General features: G+C 63.3%; 22 protein-coding genes. 20 read left to right on the top strand and 2 right to left on the bottom strand.

Features of this window, described 5'->3' with window-relative positions; genetic code table 11:
- Window positions 1–81 precede the first annotated feature (81 nt).
- The 18 genes from CH283_RS28335 to CH283_RS16665 are packed head-to-tail and all read left to right on the top strand — an operon-like array spanning window position 82 to window position 16,958.
- Entirely contained in the window at window positions 82–435 is a 354-nt protein-coding gene (locus CH283_RS28335; RefSeq protein WP_094640274.1) for a hypothetical protein, read from the top strand.
- Window positions 348–803 (top strand): hypothetical protein, encoded by a 456-nt coding sequence (locus CH283_RS16745; protein ID WP_094640273.1) that lies wholly within the window; start codon window positions 348–350, stop codon window positions 801–803. Before CH283_RS28335 ends, CH283_RS16745 begins: the two co-directional genes overlap by 88 nt.
- The gene (locus CH283_RS16740) at window positions 796–4,356 is read left to right on the top strand and encodes a phage tail tape measure protein (protein ID WP_141215245.1); all 3,561 of its coding nucleotides are present in this window, start codon (window positions 796–798) and stop codon (window positions 4,354–4,356) included. Before CH283_RS16745 ends, CH283_RS16740 begins: the two co-directional genes overlap by 8 nt.
- Window positions 4,353–5,207, top strand: coding sequence for a hypothetical protein (locus CH283_RS16735; protein ID WP_094640271.1), 855 nt, complete (start codon window positions 4,353–4,355; stop codon window positions 5,205–5,207). Before CH283_RS16740 ends, CH283_RS16735 begins: the two co-directional genes overlap by 4 nt.
- Window positions 5,204–6,790, top strand: coding sequence for a Gp37-like protein (locus CH283_RS16730; protein ID WP_094640270.1), 1,587 nt, complete (start codon window positions 5,204–5,206; stop codon window positions 6,788–6,790). The genes CH283_RS16735 and CH283_RS16730 overlap by 4 nt, the downstream gene beginning before the upstream one ends.
- A gap of 35 nt (window positions 6,791–6,825) precedes the next feature.
- Window positions 6,826–7,344, top strand: a complete 519-nt coding sequence (locus CH283_RS16725; protein ID WP_094640269.1) for a M23 family metallopeptidase — start codon at window positions 6,826–6,828, stop codon at window positions 7,342–7,344.
- Window positions 7,344–7,625 (top strand): hypothetical protein, encoded by a 282-nt coding sequence (locus CH283_RS16720; RefSeq protein ID WP_094640268.1) that lies wholly within the window; start codon window positions 7,344–7,346, stop codon window positions 7,623–7,625. The genes CH283_RS16725 and CH283_RS16720 overlap by 1 nt, the downstream gene beginning before the upstream one ends.
- Window positions 7,625–8,437 (top strand): glycoside hydrolase family 19 protein, encoded by an 813-nt coding sequence (locus tag CH283_RS16715; protein ID WP_094640267.1) that lies wholly within the window; start codon window positions 7,625–7,627, stop codon window positions 8,435–8,437. Before CH283_RS16720 ends, CH283_RS16715 begins: the two co-directional genes overlap by 1 nt.
- On the top strand, window positions 8,437–8,919 hold the full coding sequence (locus CH283_RS16710) for a hypothetical protein (protein WP_094640266.1): 483 nt from the start codon (window positions 8,437–8,439) through the stop codon (window positions 8,917–8,919). Before CH283_RS16715 ends, CH283_RS16710 begins: the two co-directional genes overlap by 1 nt.
- Window positions 8,919–9,398, top strand: a complete 480-nt coding sequence (locus CH283_RS16705) for a hypothetical protein (RefSeq protein ID WP_094640265.1) — start codon at window positions 8,919–8,921, stop codon at window positions 9,396–9,398. The genes CH283_RS16710 and CH283_RS16705 overlap by 1 nt, the downstream gene beginning before the upstream one ends.
- The gene (locus CH283_RS16700; protein WP_094640264.1) at window positions 9,376–9,852 is read left to right on the top strand and encodes a hypothetical protein; all 477 of its coding nucleotides are present in this window, start codon (window positions 9,376–9,378) and stop codon (window positions 9,850–9,852) included. The genes CH283_RS16705 and CH283_RS16700 overlap by 23 nt, the downstream gene beginning before the upstream one ends.
- Window positions 9,849–10,184 (top strand): hypothetical protein, encoded by a 336-nt coding sequence (locus CH283_RS16695; protein WP_094640263.1) that lies wholly within the window; start codon window positions 9,849–9,851, stop codon window positions 10,182–10,184. Before CH283_RS16700 ends, CH283_RS16695 begins: the two co-directional genes overlap by 4 nt.
- Window positions 10,185–10,214: 30 nt before the next feature.
- Window positions 10,215–10,601 carry a hypothetical protein gene (locus CH283_RS16690; protein ID WP_094640262.1) on the top strand — a complete coding sequence of 129 codons (387 nt, stop codon included), beginning with the start codon at window positions 10,215–10,217 and terminating at the stop codon, window positions 10,599–10,601.
- On the top strand, window positions 10,591–11,649 hold the full coding sequence (locus CH283_RS16685) for a hypothetical protein (RefSeq protein WP_094640261.1): 1,059 nt from the start codon (window positions 10,591–10,593) through the stop codon (window positions 11,647–11,649). The genes CH283_RS16690 and CH283_RS16685 overlap by 11 nt, the downstream gene beginning before the upstream one ends.
- Window positions 11,649–14,189: a hypothetical protein gene (locus tag CH283_RS16680; RefSeq protein ID WP_094640260.1), complete on the top strand. Its 2,541-nt coding sequence runs from the start codon at window positions 11,649–11,651 to the stop codon at window positions 14,187–14,189. Before CH283_RS16685 ends, CH283_RS16680 begins: the two co-directional genes overlap by 1 nt.
- A gap of 10 nt (window positions 14,190–14,199) precedes the next feature.
- A complete protein-coding gene (locus tag CH283_RS16675; protein ID WP_094640259.1) occupies window positions 14,200–14,415 on the top strand; it encodes a hypothetical protein in 216 nt (71 codons plus the stop codon).
- Between the two features lie 3 nt (window positions 14,416–14,418).
- Window positions 14,419–16,023 (top strand): hypothetical protein, encoded by a 1,605-nt coding sequence (locus CH283_RS16670; RefSeq protein ID WP_094640258.1) that lies wholly within the window; start codon window positions 14,419–14,421, stop codon window positions 16,021–16,023.
- Entirely contained in the window at window positions 16,023–16,958 is a 936-nt protein-coding gene (locus CH283_RS16665; protein ID WP_094640257.1) for an alpha/beta fold hydrolase, read from the top strand. The genes CH283_RS16670 and CH283_RS16665 overlap by 1 nt, the downstream gene beginning before the upstream one ends.
- On the opposite strand, the gene CH283_RS16660 is transcribed toward CH283_RS16665, so the two are convergent.
- Together CH283_RS16660 and CH283_RS16655 are read right to left on the bottom strand one after the other, a co-directional pair.
- Window positions 16,959–17,162: a hypothetical protein gene (locus CH283_RS16660; protein WP_141215244.1), complete on the bottom strand. Its 204-nt coding sequence runs from the start codon at window positions 17,160–17,162 to the stop codon at window positions 16,959–16,961.
- Between the two features lie 8 nt (window positions 17,163–17,170).
- Window positions 17,171–17,821, bottom strand: a complete 651-nt coding sequence (locus CH283_RS16655) for a class I SAM-dependent methyltransferase (protein ID WP_141215243.1) — start codon at window positions 17,819–17,821, stop codon at window positions 17,171–17,173.
- A gap of 266 nt (window positions 17,822–18,087) precedes the next feature.
- Between CH283_RS16655 and CH283_RS27990 the strand changes: the two genes are divergently transcribed.
- A complete protein-coding gene (locus CH283_RS27990) occupies window positions 18,088–18,291 on the top strand; it encodes a hypothetical protein (protein ID WP_141215242.1) in 204 nt (67 codons plus the stop codon).
- A 157-nt stretch (window positions 18,292–18,448) separates the two neighbouring features.
- Window positions 18,449–19,390, top strand: coding sequence for a tyrosine-type recombinase/integrase (locus CH283_RS16645; RefSeq protein ID WP_094640252.1), 942 nt, complete (start codon window positions 18,449–18,451; stop codon window positions 19,388–19,390).
- Window positions 19,391–19,633: the final 243 nt, after the last annotated feature.

The following is a 19,633-nucleotide window of genomic DNA, read 5'->3' as shown; positions in this document are numbered from 1 at the left end:
TTCCGTGGTGGGTCTTCACCCGCGCCGCCGTCTCTCCATCTGTAGCAGACCCACCAACTCGCTGAAACAGAAAGGCCCACCATGGCTTTCGAAATCGATCTCGATGCAATCGCCGCCAAGCGCGAAGAGGAGATTGGCTCTCGTGACAAATTCCCGTTCGTCTTCAAGGGTGAGACCTGGCAGTGCCTCGACCCGCTGATCCTCGACGACGATCAGAAGTCCGAGCTGCAAGAACTCGACAACGACGACCTCGAGGGGTACGTCCTGTTCTTCCTCGGTGACGAGCAGGCCCAGAAGTTCTGGGAAATGGGCGGCGGATCGGCGCAGGTCGCGAACGCACAGCGTCTGTGGGTCGAGCACAACACCGACGAGTCGGGGCCTACACGACGTACACCGTCCTCCAACCGCATGCAGAGGCGCTCGAAGCGGCGCTGATCGCCGAGTACCACTTCGACGTCGTCGCCGCGTTCTGGCAGGGCAAGATCTCGATTCGTCAGGTTCGCGTCCTGAAAGAGCATCTGCCCGACGGCAGTGCCGTCCATAGGGCAGGCCTCGACGGTCAGTACTGGACGAACAACGAAGCCCTGCTCTGGGGCCTGTGGCACAAGCTCGACTGGCTCGATCAGCGGCTCGTGTGGACCAAACGCATGAAGCCGAAGTGGCCGAAGTTCAAGGCGTTCCCGTGGGCCAAGTCCGGCGCGGTGATCGGCGACCGCGGCAGCGCATCGAACGAAGCAGCGATTCGGTATCTCGAATCGATCGCTCCTCCGAAGAAACCGAAGGGTGGTGGTCCGCATGGCTGATGACGGCGATACGGTCTGGCTCCCCATCCTTCCCAGCTTCCGCGATTTCGCGGGAGCGTTAACCCGGGGCACGGCCGGCGCGGGGGAGCGCGCCGGCCGTGCCGTCGGCGAGGGCATCGCAGGCGGCATCGCGTCCTCGCGCGCGGCGGTGGAGAAGGCGTCGGCTCTGGTCGCGAAAGCGCAGGACCGAGTAGCTGACGCCACCGGCAAACAGACTGTGGCGCAGGCGAAGCTCGTCGAGATGCAGGAACGCGGCATCACCCGCGGTGGTCGGTACGCGGCAGCTCTCGAAGCTGTCGCCCGAGCAAACCGTGGTGCAGAAGCCGCTGCCCGCGCTGCACGTACGGCGACCGACCAGCTCACGGCGGCCGAGACCGCTGCGGAGTCGGCGACCGATGATCTTGGTGCCAGCGTCGAGCGGACCGGCGGCGGACTCAAGAACATGTTCGGCGGTCTCGGCGGCGGCATCAAGCAGCTGGCCGGTCTCGCGGCCGGCGCAGCCGGTGTCTCCGGGGCAATGGCCGGTGTCGGCAAGGCAATGGCCAACCAAGCGGATTACTCCAAGCTGGCGGCCGCTCAGGGCGCATCGCCCGAACTGGCGAAGGAATACGGCGTCCGCGCCGGCAAGCTGTACGCCTCCGGTCTCGGAGACTCCATGGCCGATGTCACCTCTGCAATCGACTCGGCGCAGTCCTCGTTCGCCACTCTCGGGTACGAGGGCGAAGCCAGCCTCGAGCAGGTCACCACACGGGCAGTGAACTTCGGCAAGACCTTCGACACCGATGTCGACTCGGCGATCCAGACCGCCGCCCAGCTCGTCCAGAACGGGCTCGCTGTCGACTCGACGCAGGCGTTCGACCTGATGACGACCAGCTTCCAGCGCGTCCCGAAAGCGATGCGCGAAGAACTCCCCGAAATCCTGCAGGAGTACGGCACCAACTTCCGGGCACTCGGCATCGAGGGCCCGGACGCCTTCAACATGCTCGTTTCCGCTGCGGGCAACGGAAAGTTCGCGCTCGACAAGACCGGTGACGCACTCAAGGAATTCACCATCCGCGGCTCGGACATGTCCAAGACATCCGCCGAGGCCTACGGCGCTATCGGTCTCGACGCGCAGACCATGTCAAACGCAATCGCCACCGGTGGAGCCGTCGCCAAGGACGCGCTGACCCAGACCGCCAACGGACTGCTAGCGATCGAGGATCCGTCAGCACGGGCGAACGCCGCGATCGCACTGTTCGGCACCCCGCTCGAGGACCTGTCGATCGACCAGATCCCCGCATTTCTTTCCGGGCTCACCGGGGCCGAGAACGCGATGGCCGGATTCGAAGGCTCGGCCGACGCGATGGGCGCAACCCTCAACGACAACGCTTCGTCCAAGCTCGAAACCTTCAAGCGCGGAATCGAGTCGACGTTCGTCAACATGCTCGGCGACAACGTCCTGCCACTAGTAGGCGACTTCACCGGTGCACTCGACGAGAACGAGGGCTCACTGCTCGGCGCAGTCGCAGGAATGACCGGACTCGGTGGCGCAGTCGCCGGATTCGAGACCGCCAAGGGCGTATTCGATTCCGTCGGTGAAGGCATCACCTCCGTCAAGGACGGATTCATGTCCGCGAAGGAAACAGTCTCCGGGGCAATCGATTCGGTGAAGTCCGGAGCCTCGGCCATCAAGGACGGATTCGGGGCGGCCAAGACAGCTGTGTCGACGGCCGCGACGTCGGCAAGGACTGCTGCCACCGCGGTGGCGTCCGGTACCGCAGCCCTCGCCTCGAACACCGCGGCGTGGGCTGCGAACGGTGCAGCGGCGGCGCGCGCCGGTGTCTCGTACGTCGCGCAGAAGGTTGCACTCGTGGCGGGCACCATCGCGACCGCGGCCGCGACCGCAGCGCAGTGGCTGCTCAACATCGCACTGAATGCAAACCCGATCTCGCTGATCATCATCGGTGTCACGGCACTCGTCGCCGGTCTGATCTGGTTCTTCACCCAAACCGAGATCGGACAAAAGATCGTCTCCGCGGCGTGGGATGCCATCCGTGCCGGGTGGGACTACATGTGGAATCTCGTCTCGGCCGGCATCACCGCGTTCGGAAATGCTCTCGGGTGGATCGGCGAAAAGGCCGGCCAGGCAAAGGATTGGGTAGTCGGCAAGTTCGGCGAGCTCGTCGGATTCGTGACCGAACTTCCGGGCCGGATCACATCCGCAGTGTCGGGGATGTGGGACGGAATCACCGAAAGTTTCAAGGCTGCTATCAACTGGATCATCCGCAAGTGGAACGACTTCCAGCTGGTGATCGGTGGCGGAACTGTCCTGGGTGTCGACATCCCGAAGATCACCCTCGACACCCCGAACATCCCGATGTTCAGGGACGGCGGCAAGCTCAGCGGACCGGGCGGGCCCCGTTCGGATTCGATGCTCATCCGGGCGTCGAACGGCGAGTTCATGACCCGCGCAAGCTCGGTCACTCCGGAGACCTTGCCGATCCTCGAGGCAATCAACGATGGCTGGGTTCCCTCGGCCGACTTCCTGCATTCGATGGTCGGCGGCTTCGGATCGTTGCTCGGCTCCGGTGACTACACCGGCAACGTGCTCGGTCAGGAAGAGGACTCGGCTCTCGTCGATGTAATCCTGCGGGGCCGCAAGCTCCTCGGGTTCGCCGACGGCGGTCTGATCTCCACCGACGCTCTCCGGGACTTCGCTCGAGGCGTCGACGGGAAGCCGTACGAGTGGGGCGGCGTCAACTGGGGCGACTGCTCCGGTGCCGTGTCGGCGATCGCGAACTTCGCGACCGGCCGAGACCCGTTCGGCTCCCGCTTCGCCACTGGCAACGAGGCTGACGAGCTCGCCGCTCGAGGGTTCGTCCAGGGCAAGGGCACCGCCGGGGATCTGCTCGTCGGGTTCAAGAACGGCGGACCCGGCGGCGGCCACACCGCGGCCACTCTGCCGACGGGCGAGAACTTCGAGATGGGTGGCGCGTACGGCGGCGGCAAGTTCGGCGGCACCGTGGGCGGTAACGATTCGCAGTTCACCGACTTCTGGCATCTGCCGGCGTCGGCATTCACGGGCGGGAACCCTGCTCCGGAGGAACTCCCAGCCAGCGCCTCGGGCCCGGCCGATGCCGGACTCGAAGCAGCGGGATCGCCATCGTCCGGAGCCGCGTCGGCTGCAGCATCTGTTCCGTCAGCGTCAGCGTCGACGTCCTCAGGTTCGGGTGCGTCGTCGATGTCGTTGTCGGACTACGCCGGTCAGACGGCGTCGGACTTCGCCAGCGGCACCGTCAAGGACACGCTCGATTTCTTCGGGTTCGGCAAGTTCGCCGATCTCCCGATCATCCCTACCTCGCAGCCATCACCGGATTTGGCTTCGCAGCCGGCCGCTGTGGCAAGCGGCGGGGGAGATCAGCCGCTGCCCGCAGGTAATGAGGGAGGACCGTTGATTCAGCTCGGTGATGTCACGACGTTCGATCTCAACGAGCTGTTGAACTTGCTTCGTACAGAGGCGAATCGGCTGGTCCGTTCCGACGCTGTCTCGACCTCAGGGTGGGGAGGATGATCGGCCCGAGCAAGTCGATCATCCATTACGTCTCGCCCGGTGGCATCGTGATCCCGCTGTCGGGTCACGGTGTCATCGGCGAGCCGGGATTCTGGATCGGCAACGGCCCGGACGGTCTCGGCCACATCGATGTCGACTCATTGTTCGATTCGGGTGCCCTTGATGAGGGTGAGGACTATGTCGGTGGTGTCGTGGATCATGCCGAACTCGACATCCCAATTCACATCCTCGGGGAGTCGAACGCGGACTTCCAGCGCCGAAAGGAGTTCCTCAAGGCGCTGATTCCGCGTGACCGTCAGGGCTGGCTGTGCGCGTTCACGGAGTCGACCGGGTGGCGGATGCTCGCCACCCGGCGGGGGTCGTTCAAGCCCGCGTTCGGTTCCGATCCGGCGTTGGCGCGAGGAGCAACATACGACACGGTGTTCATCGCCGACAAGCCGCACTCGCGAACCAAGGACGACGAGGACGAATGGCAGAACAAGACCGGTGCAGGATCCGGGGTGCTCTACCTCTATCCAGGTCCTGAAGCGCCGGGTTGGCCGAAGTTCGTGTTCACCGGGCCCGGTCGCCTCCGCCTGATGTACGAGGGCATGGACGTCACCATTCCCGTGACCCTGGCCGCCGGCCGCGAAATCTTCATCGACACCGACGAGCGCGTCCAAACGATCCGTGAACGTGCATCCATGTCAGCCGATCGTGGGCGGAATCTGTGGGGGCTGATGAAGGCACAACACTTCCCGAATCCCATTCCGAGAGGCGTGGTCTCACGTATCCGATTCCAGGTCACGGGTGCATCGACTCATACGAAATTGTGGGCGACGGTCCCGCAGCGTCATGAGGGATTGCTGTGAGCCGCGAGGCTTACGCACAGTTCCAATCCGAGGCCGACGAGGACAAAGAGTTATACGGAAACCCGAAGCCAGGAATCCGATTCATGTCCAAGTACATGGAGCTGTTCGCGCGATGTGGCGACTTCCGCGAGATCAAGTTCAACGACAAATCGAACGTCCCGGGATCGCTGACGATGACGGTGCCGGACAACGAGGTCTGGGAGGAGTATTTCTACGGGCAGTCGCAGTATGCGGTCCGCCCGATCGTCGTCGACCTGCCCGGCTATCAGACAGTCTGGTTCACAACTACTTTCGCGCGGGTCCAGGACCGCCGTACCCGCAAGAAGTTCATCCAGATCGTCGCCGTATCACCACTGGAATTTTTGAACTGGGTACGGATTTTTCCCAACGCTTGGTTCCCCCCGGAGTTCCAGTGGCCGAAGGAGTGGAGCGGTTTCGCACCGGCGGCAACCCTGTTGTCGATGGCCCTGACGCCGAACCTGATTCGGCTACAGGCACCCCTCTGGTCGATCCCTTCGGGTGATCTTCTCGACCCGCAGACGTACAACCTGTTCCGCAACGCGATGTGGCCACTGATGGTCAACCCTCGCAAGAAGGGACTGTTCGACGGCACACCGTGGACCGCGGGTGTCGCGCGAATGGACAAGTTCATGGACTTCGCGCAGGACGTGTGCAAGACCGAGAACCTCGAAATGACGATGACGTGGTTCAACCCGGGCGAGCATCCGCAACCGTTCCCCGAGTTCGTCACTCTGACTCGTCCGACGATGGTCGTCGACTTCGAGCCGATGGGTGATCCACTTGCGTTCGAGGGCAACGCTGTCGGCGGTTTGATCCGCACCGGCATTGCGATGGCGAAGGACGCAATCGAGTGGATCACGTACCCGATCCTGAACCCGAACGATCCCGATCCTGAGCTCGAGGGAATCCCGGTCTATCGGAACGGTCAGCATTCGACGATCGATCACGGCGAAGAGGTCACCCACATTCCCCTCGCCACGAGGGCGACTGTAGGTGGAAAATCTCCTGACTGGCTAAATCAAGCGATTGTTACCGGCGCTAACCTTTTGTTGGGCGTAATCTCCTCTGCCGCAGGAAGTGTCATCCCTGGGTTCCCGGTTTTGCAGCTCGGAATCTTCGAGGATCAGGTCAAGGACGTCGTCATGGCGTTCCATTCCCAGGAGGACCTCCGTCTGGCCCGTGAGGCTGGACCATGGCGATTCCGGGAGGCATTCGGAGAATCGTCGGTCACCGGCCTGTCGCTGAACGCGTACGCGTCGATGAAGACGACCCTGTTCGATCACCGCGGCTACGTGTCGCAGTCGGTCGAAGTGTCCAACGGCGCACCGTATTACGTCGGCCGCGACCTGAAGAAGGGCAAGCCCTGCGGGTACGAAACACCTTCAGGGAAAATCCGCGTCGAGAAGCTCACCGAGATCAGCTACGAGTACTCGAGAACTGTGCGTGGTCGCTTCACGTTACAGATCGGATCCGGTGAGGCAGAACGCGAACCGGGCCAGTTGGCCCTCGGAAAAATCCGCAAGATCGGCAGTTGGCTGACCCGCGTCGCGCTCGGCGCATAGAACTCACTTATCAAATCGTCATCGAAGGAGTCGCTATGGCCGCGAGGTTCAATCCGCTCGAACGAGGTGTCACCTACGAGTCACCTTTCGGCGTACGCGTCAACCCCGTGACGGGCCGTCGCGAAGGGCACATGGGCCAAGACTTCGGCTACCCCGGCGGCAGTGACGGCCGGAAGATCTATGCCTGCCAGGCCGGCGTCATCCAGCACATCGGTGCCGCCGGTGGATTCGGGCAGTGGATCGTCATCGACCATCCGGCTGAAGCGGGCAGCGGAACCACGGTCTACGGCCACATGTGGAACGCGTTCGCCACCGGCTTGAAGCAAGGCCAGTGGGTGGACGCGGGCCAGCACATTGGGTTCGTCGGTGCGAACGGGCAGGCAACAGGCCCGCACTTGCATCTCGAAGTGCACCCGACGGTCTGGCGACCCGGCTCGCAGATCGATCCATTGCCGTGGCTCGCGGGTGCGCTCTGGCCCGGCGAGCAAACATCGGAACAGGACGACGACGCCCAGTGGGCCGAGATCCTCGAACAGTTCACCGGTCCGCGCTGATGAGTGCGGTTCGGGCCGTCCTGGTCGAGTCGGGGTGGGACACGGAGGTCGAGGTGGGAAGCGGCATCACAATGCTGCATTACCCGAACGGCGCGTGGCGTGTTCGTCACGTGTGCACCCGGCCGCGAGACGGCAACACACTGATAATCGCACCTGCCCTGCAGCTCGACAACGGTCACAGCATCGTTCGGGTGGAACCGCTCACGGTGAATCCATCGATCATGTGCGACGACTGCGGCATGCACGGGTTCGTCACCGACGGCATCTGGAGGTCGTGCTGATGGACGCGCAGACACTCGCGAAGGCGATGGACAACCGGGTCTCGATGGATCGATACGAGGAACTCTGTCCTGCATGGAACAACGCTCTGATCGCGGCTGATTGCACCACGGTTCTGCGAGTGACGATGTGGTGCAGCCAGATCGGGCACGAGTCCGGTGGCCTGAAGTGGATGGAAGAAATTGCATCGGGTGATGCCTACGACACCCGTACCGACCTCGGCAACACCCCGCAGGTCGACGGCGACGGGCGACTGTACAAGGGCCGTGGACCAATTCAGCTCACTGGGAAGAACAACTACCGGTCGTTCTCGCGGTGGGCCGCAAGTAAAGGTCTGGTCGACGACCCCGAGTACTTCGTAAAGAACCCGCTCAAGGTCGCAGAGCCGCACTGGGGATTCCTCGCAGCGGCGTTCTACTGGACGGTCTCTCGCCGCATGAATGACTTCGCCGATCGGCAAGACCTGGTCGGTGCCACCTACGCCGTCAACGGCGGCCAGAACGGCATCGACGACCGTCGCAAGTTCTACTACCGCGCACTCGCACTCGGCGACGCGCTACTACCGCAGGAGGATGACATGTCCAATGCAGCAGAGGTTTTCGACCAGCTGATGGGCCCGGTTGGCCCAGACGGTAAGCGGGGATGGCCCCAGCTCGGCGACGCTGAGATCACCGGAATCGATAAGCGCTCGATCGTGAATGCGCTCGGGCGGATCATCCAGCAGGAGAACTTCGCGATCGCACAGAACGACCGCATCGAGAAGTCCCTTGCCCGTATCGAAGCCAAGATCGGGACCAAGCCGGAGGACAAGTGATGGCCGACAACACAGCCATTGGCATCCTCACCCGAGAGATTACCAGCAAGGTGACCGCCGATCTCACTGCTCGATTCGAAGGTGCTGTCTCCCAGTTCAACGCGGAGGTGGTGTCCGCCCAGACGCGTGCCGATGAACTGTTCAATCGGCTCGAAGCCGAGGGGCAGCGCAGGATGAACGAGCTATTCGCAAACATCCCGGTTGCGGCAGTCATCACCGAGGACGGCGATTTCGATCCGATCGGGTGGATCAAGTCCCAGGCCAAGTCGCGCGCCTGGCGAACACTCCTCCAAGGGCTGTTCGCTGTCGTCCTGGTGGCAGCTGGCAACGTCGTGACCCAGTCGATCGCCAACCCTGACTTCAACGCATTCTCTTGGGACGACTGGAAGGTCGTCGGGGCGCTCGCCGGCACCGCTGTGCTGACGGGTCTTGTGTCGTACGTCCAGAACTCGTTCGGCATCAAGCCACCGAAGGTGCAGTAGTGCCGGGGCAGGGCGAAGCGGACGTGTATCTGCCACCGTTCCGCGCCGCCGTTCTCGCATTCTTCCTCGGAGCCGCGTTCATCATCGGAGGGCCTGATCGCATCGCGGGTCCGTCGTACGCGACACTCCGCCAGTTCGGTGGCGAAGTCATCTGGGGCATTGGTTTCCTGATGGTCGCCGTCGTATTGCTTGCAGCGTCGAAGTTTTCGGCTCGCGTTTTGTTTCACGCCTACATGGCGGCGGCAACGGGGTATGCCCTGTTCGCGATCGCCGTCCTCGATGCTGCTCGGCAACTCGAAACAGCGGGCCTGACCGGCATCGTCGTCTACACCTGGGTGTCCTGGATTCATATCCTGGCCGCCGCGGCGAACAGCCGTGGCCGTCTCGCGTTCGCACTGCTTGCACTTCACAACCGGGCGTCAGCACTGCTTCATCTCCGCGACCGAAGGGGAGCAGATGCAACCACTCGTCGTTCGTAGAGCAGGCTCCTTCGAGAAGGTTGCCTTCGCGCTCTCCACTTGGATCGGGATCCTTGCGGTCGCAACACCGTTCGAGATCTCGTCTGCGCTCGACACCGCATGGCCCACCGGATCGAACTTCTACTTCGCCATCATGGGAGTCGGTGGGCTCGGCGGGTTGATTGCTACATGGAACTCGAGCCGATCACGGACACCAGAGCAGATCCGCCAAGAAACCTCAGCGGAGATCACATCTCTGGCAATCATCGGGGTCTTGTGGTTCGGCTATGGAATCGCGGCGTTTGCGTTGGGAACGCGGGCGATGACCGCGGGAAGCGTCGGAGTGGCGGTCACTGCCGCGTCCGGTCTGCGAATTTGGAACATTGTGCAAGATCGGCGACGTATGACCCGGGCTTTGATGATTCCGCGTCCCGCTGATCCGCCGGCATTGGCAGAGGGTGAGGGCGATCGATGACATGGCTCGACACTGTCCTGAAAGTCTTCTCGGTCATCACCCCACTCGCAGTGGCGGTACTCGCTGCGCAGTTGTGGATGATCTCCTCGCAGAAGAGGAAGGTCAACGCGGACGCGGGCAACAGTGAAGCATCCGGAGCGGCAACGCTTTCCGCCGCCGCCCTAACTTTGATATCCCCGTACAAGGATCAGGTCAACGACCTCGTTGCCACGGTCAAGCGGATGGAAGAGTTCATCGACCTACAGGTCGATTGGGAACTTGTCGTGGTCCAGACATGTCGAGATGCCGGCGGCCCAATTTTGCCGCCGCCGCCGATTCGACCACGGTTCTGACCTCCACCCGATCACACGTAAGGAAATGGCATGCCGGAACCGAAGTACAAGGTGACCGATCCCGCCGTCATCGATCTCGGGAAGTTCCTCGAGGCGGCCCCGCTGTCGAACGGGACCGTAGCCAATTTGCCCGGCGGGCAGAACGGTGTCACGAACGTTCTGGCCCAGTCCATCCTGAACTGGCAGGCAAATGTGGTCTACGACCAGGGGGAGTGGGTCTCGCGGCAGGACGTCGAGAACACACCCGACTTCGGTGAGGTCGAGATCCGCACCATCGGCGCTGACGAGGCGTTCCGGCTGATGCACCGCGCGACCGGCATCGTCGCGCTCGAGGAAACCCGCGACATGGCGTGGCGGTCGCTGAAAGAAAAGGTTCGCGCTCACGCGCGTGTGAAGGGGGACTCCGATGGCGACTGACCCGATCGAGACTATCAACGTCGATCTTGAGATCATCGGCATCCCGCAGGCCGCAGGTATGCCCCCGATGACGGACACCTATCTCCATGTCCGTCGCCGTCAGGACGGTTCCGCGCAGCAGGCGAAGCTCGGTCTGCCCGCGTATCAGGGTGGGCCCGGTCCGGCAGGAATCCCTGGCGCTATCCACAAGGGCGACAGGTCTACCTCGCAACTGGTCTCGTTGCAGTCGTCGCTTGGTGAGGACCAGCTGAACTGGTCGTACCGCAACGTGGACAACAACTCTCAGTATGTGTGGGACGGGTCGACATTTGTGGTCTACCAGAACGCGTACGGGGCGCAGGGCGTGCCGGGACCGGCACCGGTTCTGCAGCCGGGTTCGGTGAGCTACGACGGTGTCGTCGAGGGTGACGCGGTGATGGAGATCGCCGGGCCCGTCGGTGGTCCATACGCGATCCATCTCGATCTGCCCGAACCGCCGCAGGGCGAGCCGGGAATTCCGGGTCCGTCGGGCCCGATCTACACCTCGGTCGATGTCGTCGGTACGCCGGCAGAGGGGCAGTCGCTGCGTCACGAGACTGCGGACAACAAGCTGCACTGGTACAACCCGCCGACGGCGATCGAAGAGTACGTGGTTCCGCCGAATGGTTTCCCTGCCGCGTTCACGAAGGCGTCGACTGACACTCGCGCGCAGCTGATCTCGATCACCATCCCTGCGAAAACGTATGCGTATCGGTTCGACTTTGCCGGTGGTGTCGATGTGCAGGCGAAGTCCGGTCATCAGATCGACATCGAGATCCGCAGAGACAACGCCACCACTGGTGCGATCGTCGGCTACGGCAAGGGCCAGGACGGTGAGGGCTGGCGTGAGGTAGCTCTGCGCGCGCACTCCAATGTCGCGATTCAGCCTGGTTCGACCGAAGGGGTGGTTCCTGCGAACACCGAAACTGTGCTATTCGTGACCGCAGTGAAGAAGGTCGGTAACTTGCTCGGCTGGGGTGTCCGACCGGATCTCGCGCAGCTGCGGATTCGTCTGACTCGGGTGACGTAATGTCGCTCGACGTCGATCCGTGGGGTGATCACGAAAGCTACGAGCAGTACCCGTCAGACCGGTACGAGCAGAACCTTCCGACGTTCTACTCCTCCGGTGAAGCCCTCGACGCATACGGTAACCGCGGCGACATCAAGTCCACACAGGAAGCCGCTGACCTCGTGTTCGCAGCGATCTTCGAGGGTACCGCCGGTTCGGTGTCGAAGCCGCAGGGCATCCTCGACATCCTCGGCGGCGGAACGATGGACGGGCTGACGCAGTTCGTCGAGGGCGTCCCGATCGTCGGTGATTTCGTCGAGGCGATCACCGGTGTCGAGGACGGTGACTACACCGACCTCGGGTCGTGGGTGTCGCTGCTGTTCGGGCGTGATGCATCGTTGGCGTCGCGGGTGCAGGCGATCGAGAACAAGCTCGCCGCGGGGTCGGAGTACTACGACAACTTCAAGCGCGGCGACAACGACTCGGTCCTGGGTTCCCCTGAACCAGGAACGATTCCGGCGTGGGTGCAGTTCGGCGACGGCGAAGCACTCGGCATCCACGACCAGGCCGCGCAGATGACCCGATCGGCATTCCCGGACGACGGCATCCGCTACGCGCGGTGCCCATTCCTGGCGACGTCGAGCGATTACACCGTCGGCGTGGTCATCCATCCGAAGGGCACACCTACTCAGCCGGCCACCAGTCTGTACGGCCGGTGCAACGCGGACATGACCGAGGGTGTCTACGTTGACTTCTTCGGGAACCGTTGCCGCATCGGTCGGTTCACGCGATCGGGTCTGTCGATGACCCGGACGCAGTGGAACATCAACAATTCCCGCTCGTACTCGAACTCCTCGACACCGAAGCTCCGGATGGTCGGCACGAAGTATCAGGTCGTGATCGACGACGTGGTCGTGCTCGAGCACACCGATACCTCGGGATACCCGATCGACATGGCGCACGTGACGTCCGGTTTCTCGGTGCAGTGCTGGACTGCGATTCTCGCCGTGCCGCAGTGGTCCGGCGGACTCGCCGCGTTCGCGGTCAGCAACGCCAACCAGTCCGCGATCGCGCAGGCGGTGCAAACGGCGAACGGTGCGGCGACGGCGGCGCAGGAAGCGCAGGACGCTGTAGTCACGGTCGTCGAAGATGCGACCGCGGCAGCCACGGTGGCGGCGACGTCCGCAGCCGAAGCGGCCGCAGCGGCGATCGGGGCGGCTCAGCAGCAACAGGTGAACGCGGTGCAGGCCGCGATCGTCGGTGTGCAGAAGGGTCTGCCGGTGGTTCCCTACCACCATTGCATGACCAACCACGAATGCACGTTCCACCAAATCTCCCGTGATCGAGATGTGACGGGTCTGACGGGTGGCGTGTCGAGTACATCGGGCAGTGGGTGGAGCACACACGATCACGTGCGCGGAACTACAGGTTCCACCACCGGCGACCGAACACTGGACCCGCACAGCCACAATGACAGCTTCTCTGTGTCGCGATCGGATCCGACGTACCTGCCACCGCAGAACTCGATAGAGGCAGGGTTCGTTCGGGTGCAGTGGACCGGTGGCCGTGGGTCGGTGGTTTACGCGCTGGGCACCATTCCCAGCTCGTCGCCGAATCCGATCTACATCCTGGTCGGTCGGATGAATCCCGATGATGGTGCGGTGCTGATCGAACACGTCTCACCCGACCAGACGGCAGCGATCAGCGGGCCGGGGGAGCAGATCTACAACCTGCCGAACGAGCTGGTATTCGAGGCGAACGAATCGGTGTGGCTGGCCATTCACCAGCCGGGTCCGACGAACTCGCAGCGCCAGCTGGTCGGCAAGATCAACAACGCGTCCGTCCCACGTGAGGGTCTGCTGTATCCACCGCAGATCGCCAGCCGCATCATCTCGTCGTCGGTCGTCGCTGAGCAGTCGACGATCGCCGCAACGTCGCTGACATTCACCCCCGCGTCGGCGCTGTTGTGGATCGGGATCGGACAGCCCACGAATCTGCCGCTGCCCGAACCAGTGATCTATTTCGAGGACTTCTCCTCGGGCGCGATCCCACCGACGCTCTCCCGCCAGGAAGGCGCGGCTGCAGTGGTCGTGTCGGGCGCGATCATGTTGCCCGGCGGACTCATCGACAACGGACGCCGCCGGTACCGGGTGACGGCGAAGATGGCCCGCGACGATCACGAGGTGTCCGGCCAGATCCGGACGCCGACGACCAGGCCCGCGTACCTCCGTGTCCGCAGCTACGTCGATGCCGAGGTCCGCTCGACCGGTGTGACGTTGGCATATCGGCCGTGGCTGGGCGGCGGCGTTCTCGCGTCGCAGGACTTCACTGTCAATTCCGGTGACGTCTTCAAGCTCCGCGCCGAGAGCAACGTCTTCACGGTGTTCAAGCTGACCGGTACCGACACGTGGACGTCGGTGCTCACGTACCCCGACACGGCGAACGCAATACCGCGTGGTTCGGCGTACCGATACACCGAGCTGGGCTTGAGTCGAGCTGACTTCGGCAACTCCGGCGGCTGGGAATACATCCTGGCCCAAGATCTCCCCGACCCTGAATAGGAGCGTTCCCATGTCAGCTGCATTCACCGACGAGGAAGGGTTCGAGTACACCGCGCATCGCGACGGCGACATGCTCGTGATCACCCGAACCGATCGTCCCGACGTCTCGTTCACCGGCCGAGCTGTTCCGCTGCCCGCCTACGAACCGGTCTTCGTCGTACCCGAGCCGGAGGCCTACGCCGGCATCGGTCCCGAACCTGCTGGCTACATCGAAAGTGAGGTCTGAGCTATGCCGCTGGGATATTGCAAGGTGCGGGTGAACATCACCGCGCTCGTCAAGGACGGGAACGACTCCGACATCGCGCCCGATGATCAGGCACTGTCGGGTCAGCTGAAGTTGGTGCCGATGGTCAAGCCTGGCACCCCACTCCAGTACGACGACGCCGGCCGGAAGAAGCTCAAAGTCCTGACGACACTCGACAACATCGAGATCGGCCCGATGGGCGACATCGTCAACGGCGCGACCGACTTCGTCACGGTCCCGGCACCTGACGCATCGAACACCAACGTCGCATCGCTCCAGTGGCAGGCGGTGTTCGTCAACCCGAAGTACGGCAACAAGATCGTTCAGATCAACGACATCTACTTCTGGGCCGTCGCAGGCGTGGACATCGATCTCGCCGATCAGGTGAACACTGCGCCGTCGTCGACGGCGGTGCAGATCACCCGAGGCCCGAGGGGTTTCGGTGTCGTCGACGTCCAGACCGAGGCCGACGAGTTGGTGTTCTTCGCCGGACCGCAGGACGACCCGGAGGCGTGGCTCGAAGCGGGGCGCGCTCTGCTTCCTACTGGCGGCGGGCTGACTGTCGAGCAGATCGCAGATGCAGCAGGGGACACCGAGACACCACTCGGAGAGGTACTTGCAAACAGTTATGCCCCGCTCTGGCAGCCGTCGACGGCGTATGCGATCAACGCCCCGGTGCTACTTCCGAACGGCTCCACCGGCAAGCGCACCGCGGCGGGAACCTCGCGTGCACAGTTCGATGCGACCGAGCTGGCGCTGTGGACTGTCGCGTCCGGTTTGCCCTCTGGTGGCACCACGGGACAGGTGCCCGTGAAGACTGCTGACGGTGTCGCATGGGGTACGCCAGCAGCCGCGTCGATCGTCGTGAGCGAGAATCCGAACCAGGCCATCACGGCGGGACAGGTTCTGTTCGTTGTCGAGCCTTCCGCGTTCACCCCCGCCAGCCTTTCGCCGATGATGTGGTTCGACTCCCTCGAAGTCGCGGCGGGCGCGATGACGACATGGGCGGACCTTTCCGGCAACGGACGGAACCTGGCGCTCGCATCGGGAGCTGGGGCCGTCGCCACCGACAACGCGATCGGCACGAGACGCGCAGCCCTGTTTGGCGGCGCAACGCACTACACGACACCAGCCCTACCGAGCCTCAGCGGCACAGACGTCACAGTCTTCGTCGTCGGACACATCCCGCTCACCACGACGCAGGTCTTCGTCGGTGGCCCGGACGGAACCTCGAACCGTTTCGAGATCGGCAAGAGCGGGTCCGAGAACTGGATCATGTCGCGCGCGGGCCAACAGTTGACCTCCGCCTCCGATCAGCTCAACAATGGAGCGCCGCACCTCTTCTGCGCCGAGTTCACGGCAGCGAACACCGGAAAGCTCGAAGTCGACACCGCCGTTCCCCACAACGGTTCCGCGCTGTCGTCCGCCTCGACTCTCAGCACCATGCTTGTCGGTGCACGAAACCGCGGGGGCGTCGACGCGTTCCTCAAGGGCACGATCGGAACGCTCCTGGTCTTCAACCGCCTGCTCACAACCACCGAGAAGGCCAACCTCAAGACGTTCCTGCGTTCTCGGTGGGGTCTGGCCTGATGCCGACTACACCGAACGGCACCGTGTACACGAGCACGTCGTACACGACCAGTGCTGGCGAGCCAGGCATCTACGTCGTGGGAAACGCAGCGAAACTGGCTGCATCTGTCCCTCTCGCCCTCGTCTGCCACGGCAACCCTGGATCCGACCCCGCATCAGCGGACGGTCAGTTCTCCAACGGCAGCGGCTACGCGGCACTCCGAAACTGGCTGATCGACAACGGATGGGCGTTCGCTGAATGCCGAGGCGCGGGAGCGAACTGGGGCAACGCAGCCGGTCGCGCAGCGTACCGAGCACTGTTCGATGACGTGTCCGCGCTGATGTCGGTCGGACCGGTCGTGGTGGTAGGCCGGTCGATGGGCGGGCTCGTCGGAGCGTACCTGGCTTCGCGGGAGCCGGCCATCGCACCGAAGTGCATCGGGTTCGTGTGCCTGTCCGGCACACTCGATCTCGCCAACAGGTACGCCATTGCGACCGGCACTGACCTCGCGAACTTGAACGCCGCTTACGGAGTCACCAACTCGACCGAATTCGCTGCCATCAGCGACGAATACGACCCCATGAAGGTCGCCACTTCAGTCTGGTCGGGGCGCAAGGCTATCCAGCAGTACGCGACCGGAGACGGCACCGTGCCGCCGAACACCAACGCGATCGTCTGGCGCGACAAGTACGGTGCTCAACTCACGGTCAACTCGGTGCAGATAACCGACGGTGGTGACCACAACAGCTCGACCGGACAGGACGCTGCGCAGTCGGCCGCGACGATCGCATTCCTCGACGCGATATGGGACCCGGCCGTCGATGCGTCACGCCGCGTCGTATCGGCCGTCAAAATCCTTCGCGACGGTGTACTCACCCCGGTCATCGGCGTGTACGTCATGGACAACGGAATCAGGAAACAGGTGCCACTCTCCACGATCAGAGCGGTCCTGTAGTCACATCGGGTCGTCCGCCAGCCTGGCGATCTGGACGCAATCCGTCTCGCCGCAGGTCTCCGCACCGTACTCGGAGCGGGGACTGCGGCAGTACGGGCACAGATACTGGGCATCCTCGATCTGCCGTTCACGTTTCGCGAGGCTGCGGTCCCATGTAGCGGCCATGAACTGCCACCATGCACGCGCGTCGGCCCGAATGCCCATGCGCGACATCATGCCCTATCCCGTCGCCAGACCGTGGTCTGTACGACACCACCACCACCAGGCTTCGCGCCCCTGTAGTCGGATCGAGACCAGTCGGCGAGCAGAGTGGCAGCTCGGCTGTACTGGGATCGGTCCGAGTCATCGAGAAGTATGAGTCCACCGGCTGCGAGCTTGCTTCTCGCCGCCTTCACGCACTCGACTCGCGCGCGGCCGTCGACGATCACGAGGTCGAGAGTTCCGTCCTCGATGCCGTCGATTGCGTGGACGTAGTCGTCGTAGAACAGTCCCGGTGTGGACTGCGAACAGATCGTGCCGGTGCGTGCTGCTGCCTCGTGGATGAGCGTGCATTCGGCTGGCAAGGTACCTCGCAGGACGTCGTACCAGCTGGGGTCGTGCTCGACGGACGTCAGATCCGCGCCGAGATCATGAAGCCAGAGGGTTGATCCGTCCCCGCCGTACTCGAACACTTTCGCGTGCGATGGCAGGGCCGTTCTGACGGCTTCGATCGCGGCGTAGTTCCACCAGGGCAAACGTAGTTCGGTCGTGCTCTTGTGGCGGTGCTGCGCCCACCGCGCGACCTCGCTGAGCCGGTGTGGTCGAAGCCCGTAGAAGGCCGCGAGACTCTTGACGCTGTAGATCTGGTTTGCCGGTAGTCCCATCGGTCGCATCATGCCGTACTAAGGGCCGCGCTACTCGAGATCACCACATCGAGGCGTCGATGGTCCTGCATTTCTCGGAGCAGTAGCAACCATCGACGGCGCGCGAGATCGATCCGCAACCCGTGGCGCATCCCAGTGTCGCGACCCGTGCCGAGTCTTCGTCTACGACCTTGCGGCACCAGCGTGCGAAACGACCGACGACCGACTCTGTCTCCATCCGCGACATCATGCCGTACCGCCCGGTCTGGCGCGCTACGGTGCTCCTCATGGCTGAGATGGCAGAACAGATGATCCGCGACAGTGAAATCCCTACGAAGCACGTGTGGTTGCTATTCGATGGCGTGACGCCGTCCGACGCAGACGCCGACCACGTCGCATTCATGAAGCAGCTACTGGCGAACAACTCGACTCCGCAACAACGCTCGAACCTGGAAGACGCGATCGAAGCTGTGCACGGGCCTCGCACCTAACACTCCCCAATCGCGGGGCATAACACCAATCGGATGGGCACTTATTTGTCGGTGCCGCGCGGTATGATGTTGCGAGACTTGGAAATAAGTCGACCCCAGCTAGGTGCTGCGAACACCGAAAGCTGGGGCCTCGCCACAACCAGAATGGACCTGGATTATGACTGCCGATTACGGTACCCGTCTGCCCGCGAACGTCACCATCCCGGATGACGCCGAGTTCGAGATGCTGATCGATGCCTTCCTGTCCCGCTACCGAGACGCCAGCCGGGTCGAGTACGGACGGGATATCCGACTGTTCCGAGAATGGTGCGCCGAGCACGCCAACGGCCTACACCCATTCCACGCTCGCCGGATGACGATCGAGGCGTACGTCCGCTACATGACCGACGTCCGCGGGAACAACGCTCGCAGCGTGAACCGGCGCGTCATCTCGCTGCGGCAGTTCTACGAGTACGCCCTCGACGATGACTACATCTTCAAGAATCCGTGCCGGAATGTGCGCATGGCGAAGCCAAGGCTGGACCTGTCACAGAAGGTGCACCTCAACCGCGAGGAAACGCAACGGTTCCTGCGGGCCGCGTACGAGTCGTCGGTATCGGACTACGCGATGTGCGGGCTGATGGCGTACCTCGGCATGCGCGTTAGCGAAGTCTGCGAGCTGAACGTTCCTGATGTCCTGCATCACTCGAAGGGGCATCGACTCGTCACGTTCATCGGCAAGGGCGGCGATCCAGCCGCCCTGCCACAGCCTCCGGTGATCATGCGTGCACTCGATGCCGTGATCGAATCGCTCGAGGACAAGCAGGGTGCGTTGTTCATCCGTCGAGACGGCACGCGGATGACTCGTCGTTCCGCGGACCGGGTCGTGAAGCGCATCGCCAACAAGGCTGCGATCAACGACATGGTGGTGTCGCCGCATACGCTGCGGCACGGCGCGATCGCCAATGCCATCGACGCGGGTATCCCGTTGCGGGAAGTGCAGCTCGCCGCCCGGCACCGGGACATCTCGACAACGATCCGAATTTACGACAGAGGCCGGCTGAACCTCGATACCCATGCGTCGCATGGTCTCGCTGCGTATCTCGGCTCGGTCGCCTGATCTACCGAGCGCGGCCGTCGAAGCTACTATCACTGCATTCGGCGGTCATGGGCGGCGTGTACACGACAGAGCCGCACTGGATGCAGGTGTGGGCGCGGTGGTGACCGTGTTCCGCGCCGCATACTTGCGACCCGACGAGTACCTGCCGCGGCCCGAGCACGTGCCCTGCGGCGCAACGCTTCGGGGCTGGTTCGGCCCATCGGTCGCCGATCCGGTACAGCTCCACGACGCCTCCCGAACGTA

The sequence above is a fragment of the Rhodococcus sp. 05-2254-2 genome, assembly GCF_002259095.1.
Taxonomy (GTDB): Bacteria; Actinomycetota; Actinomycetes; order Mycobacteriales; family Mycobacteriaceae; genus Rhodococcoides.
This window is presented reverse-complemented; position numbering and strand designations above follow the sequence as displayed.